Annotated in this window: 4 protein-coding genes; 2 read left to right on the forward strand and 2 right to left on the reverse strand. The window is 66.6% G+C overall.

The window, feature by feature from the left end; all coding sequences use genetic code 11:
* Positions 1-213 precede the first annotated feature (213 nt).
* Positions 214-396 (forward strand): Flp family type IVb pilin, encoded by a 183-nt coding sequence (locus tag CC207_RS17270; protein ID WP_028691358.1) that lies wholly within the window; start codon positions 214-216, stop codon positions 394-396.
* Between the two features lie 45 nt (positions 397-441).
* A complete protein-coding gene (locus tag CC207_RS17275) occupies positions 442-849 on the forward strand; it encodes a response regulator (RefSeq protein ID WP_028691357.1) in 408 nt (135 codons plus the stop codon).
* Positions 850-860: 11 nt separating this feature from the next.
* Here CC207_RS17275 and CC207_RS17280 read toward each other — a convergent pair whose 3' ends face one another.
* A complete protein-coding gene (locus tag CC207_RS17280; RefSeq protein WP_051555696.1) occupies positions 861-2,531 on the reverse strand; it encodes a ShlB/FhaC/HecB family hemolysin secretion/activation protein in 1,671 nt (556 codons plus the stop codon).
* A gap of 91 nt (positions 2,532-2,622) precedes the next feature.
* The coding region (locus tag CC207_RS17285; RefSeq protein ID WP_371916473.1) for a collagen-like triple helix repeat-containing protein at positions 2,623-3,858 on the reverse strand (1,236 nt) is incomplete at its 5' end.

Below are 3,858 nucleotides of genomic sequence, written 5' to 3' on the forward strand. Positions count from 1 at the left end.
ATCTTTCGCCATTACCTGCACCGCATTTTTAGAGCCATGAAATTGACGCGTCGGCAAAACAAAAACTTAGCATCGCCAATTACAACCAATACTTTTGGATTAATGCCTTCTTACATTTGCAGGTCGCCACAGCTTGGCAATGCTCTGATGGCAAAGGGGTATCACTTATCAAGCCCCGCCGACCGGCGCCCATCGAGCGCAAGGAGTAGTGCCATGCTGCTGCAACAGATCCTCATCCATGTAAGGGCTTTCCTCCAGCGCAAGGACGGCGCCTCCGGTATCGAATACGCCGTGATCGCGGCCATGGTGGCGGTGGTGCTGGCCGGCTTCGTCACGCCGATCTCGACCGAGGTATCGGCCATCATGACCACCATCAAGACCGCGATCACCCAGTGACCGCAGCACCTGCATGACGTGTAGTCCCACTGCCTGGAGCCGACCATGCCGACCTCTTCCTTGCGTCAACAGATCCTGCTGGTGGACGACGAGGAAGAGGCCCTGCTGGAACTGGCCGAGTTGCTGGAGAACGAGGGCTTCTGTTGCCACACCGCCACCTCGGTGCGCTGCGCCCTGCAGCAATTGACCCGCCACCCCGATGTCGCCCTGGTAATCACCGACCTGCGCATGCCCGAGGAAAGCGGCCTGGGCCTGGTGCAGCGCCTGCGTGAGCACACCGCGCGCCAGCACCTGCCGGTGATCGTGATGTCCGGGCATGCCGACATGGACGATGTCAGCGACCTGCTGCGGCTGCAGGTGCTCGACCTGTTCCGCAAGCCGATCTACCACGCACGGCTACTCGAGACGCTGGAGAACCTGTTTCCCAAGCCATTGATGCAGGCCGTCAAATAGCTTGCGCGCTCCTACAGCTGATAACTGAAACTGAGGTTCAGCCGTGGCCGCCGGTTGAAGCTGTCCAGGGCGATGTCCGACATCGGCTTGGCCACCTCGACCGCGATGTTGTAGTAGCGCATATCGCCGAACCGCAGCCCCAGCGCCGCCGATGACATCTTCGTGTCCTCCACGTCCAGCGCGTTGAACCAGGCCCGCGCCGTGTCGAGTGCCACGTACGGCTGCACGACCTTGAGCCAGGCGCCGTCACGCCGGAAGCTGTAGTTGAGCTCGTAGGCCAACCCCCAGCCCTTGTCGCCCGAGCCCTGGTCGCTGGGGTAACCCCGCCCGAAGTTCTGCCCGCCGAACACCGCCCGTTCGCTGTCGGGCAGGCTGTCGTTGCTCCAGTAGGCTGCCGCCGAGGCCACACCCTGCCAGTTGTCGGTGAAGTTGTCGCTCTGCACCCCCGATACCCGCAGGCGCAGGAAGTCCAGGTCGTAGTCGGCATTGGTGCTGGCCCCCAGGCGGTCAAGGCCCTGGTAGACACCGGCACTGAGGATGCGCAGGCGCCGTGCCTCGGCCTTGCGCCAATCACCTTCGAAGGACAGCGCACGAATATCGGTCTGGCTGTCCAGGCGCAACGGAAAGCCCACCACCTGGTAGTCGATGCGGTCGTTGACCACGTAGAAGCGCCCGACCACCTCCAACCATTCGCTGGGCGAGGCGATCAATGTCTGGCTGATGCCCATCGAGTAGCGATCGTTCTCGCGGTGCTGGGTCAGGTCGATGCCGTTGTCCAGGCGGATGCGCGCCTTGGGATCGCTGCGGTAGCGCGAGGCCGACAACAGCAGCTTCGAGCCCTCGGCATCGAGGAACTGGCTGTAGTCGAGGCGGTAGTAATGCTCCTTGTCTTCGCCGGGCGGCACCAGCACGCTGGCGCTCAGTTGCTCGGCGAAACGCGTTTGCGCGTTGCTGCTGGCGCCGATCAGCGCCTGCAGGTCGTCGCGGCTGCCGTCGTTGAGGCTCAGGGTGGTCGTGATCGGTTTGCGCGAGACCTGGGCCAGGAGCCGGGTCGCGCCATCGGTGGTGGCCGGGGGCGGTACCTGGGCCTGGAAGGTCACCCCGGGGATGCGCCCGGCCAGGCTGGTGTAGCGCTCGAAGCTCTCACGGGTCAGCGGACGCTCGGCCTTGAGGCGGTCCATCAACTGGTCCAGGTAGGCGCGCGCCGCGCCGATATCGCCCTGTACCTGATAGTCGTGGATGTAGCCTTCCACCAAAACCACCCGCACCCGACCATCGGCGAAGTCCTGGGGCGGCAGGTAGGCGTACGAAAGCAAGTACCCGTCTTGCTGGTAGCGTTGGGTCAGGCGACGGGTGACCTCGATCAGCTCGGCGAGTGTCACCTCACGGCCAATCAACGGCTGGAAATGCTCGCGCAGGTCGCTCAATGGATAGACGGTGCCGCCTTCGAAGCGCACCTTGCGCACCGCCACCTGCGTGCTCATCAACAGCGGGGATTGGCGCGCGCTGTCCACGGTGGGCACGTGCAGGCCGGCGGGGCCGGGGCGATAGGCATCCACCGGCAGGTTCGGCGTGGGCAGGCGGCGCTCGGTCTCATTGCTGTTGAGAAAACTCGGCAGGGGTTCGGCCCGGGCCAGGCTGGCCACGGACAGCGCCAGCATCGTCACCAGCAATCGGCGCATTCGGACACTCCATGATCCAAGGGTGACAGGGTGACCGACCGGCGCACGGCGCACCGGTCGGCCTCACTCACCTTTAGCGTAGCCCGTCGCGTCAGCGCTGCCCGCCTGCCAGGGCGCCGGTCAAGCCACCCAGGGCGCCGCCGAGACCGCTGCCCTGTGCGCCATTGGCGTTGACCAGGGTGCCGGCCTGGCCGACCGTTGCGCCCACCGCCGTCACCGTTGCGCCCAGCTGGCTGACCGTCGGGTTGGCCGTGGCGCCGGTCAATTGCGTGCCGACGGTACCCACCGCGCCACCCACCTGGTTCAGCAACCCGGCCACCGGCGCTCCCGCGCCCGTGCTGGCACCGATCTGCTGGGTCACGCTGGACACACCGGCGACCACCGGACTGAGTCCGCTGCCCACCTGCTGGGTGAGTGCCGCGGCAGGAGCACCTGCCGCCGTGTTGGTCACGCCGTTGCCGCCGAGCACCGGGCCCAGGCTGGCAACGCTGTTGCCCGCCTGCACCACGCTGCCGCCGATACCGCCAACCGTCGGGCTGCCAATACTCGCGGCCAAGCCACTACCGGCACCTGCCACCACCCCACCAGCGGTTTCCAGCAGCCCGGTGCGCGCGCCGCCGGTGACCGGCGCCAGCCCGCTGGCGGTGCTCACGGTGGTGCCGGTATTGGCGACTGCCTGCCCAAGCGTGGTGCCAAGTGGATTGCCCGAACCCGCCAGTTGCTGGCCGGCCTGGTTCAGGACCGTGCCGGTTTGATTCAACGCCTGGTTGAGCGGGCCGGCGAGTCCGGTCTGCCGGGTGACATTGGCCGTGGTGTTTTCCACCAGCGAGACCACCGGCACCAGGGCATCACTCGCGCCTTGGGTCGCACCGGCCAGCGGACCGCTGGTGCCGACCGGCGAGAGCGTGTTGCCAAGCATGGTCACCGCCTGGCCGACCCGGTCGACACCCTGCCCGGCCCCGGCGACCAGCTGGTTGACCACCGGCACCTGCTCGACCGGCCCGTTGCTGGCCAGTCCGGTCACGCCCTGGCCAAGGCCAGAGACCCCCGTGCCCAGGTCGGCGGTTGCCGCGCCGACCACGCCGACCGTGGTACCCACGGCATTGTTGCCAGTGCCCAGTTGCCCCAGGCCGTCGCTAAGGCCACTGCCAACACTGTCCACCGCGTTGCCGGCGGACGACACCAGCGCACCCACACCGCCGGTCAGCGAGGTATCGCCGGCGATGGGCAGCGAGCCGATCACCTGGCCCAGGTTGCTCACGCCGTCACCGACACCGGAGACGGTGTTGCCCAGTTGATCGACCACCTGGCCGGTGACCAGGGCGGT

Origin of the sequence: Pseudomonas sp. DrBHI1 (genome assembly GCF_002205115.1) — a bacterium.
In the GTDB taxonomy this organism is placed as follows: domain Bacteria; phylum Pseudomonadota; class Gammaproteobacteria; order Pseudomonadales; family Pseudomonadaceae; genus Aquipseudomonas; species Aquipseudomonas mosselii.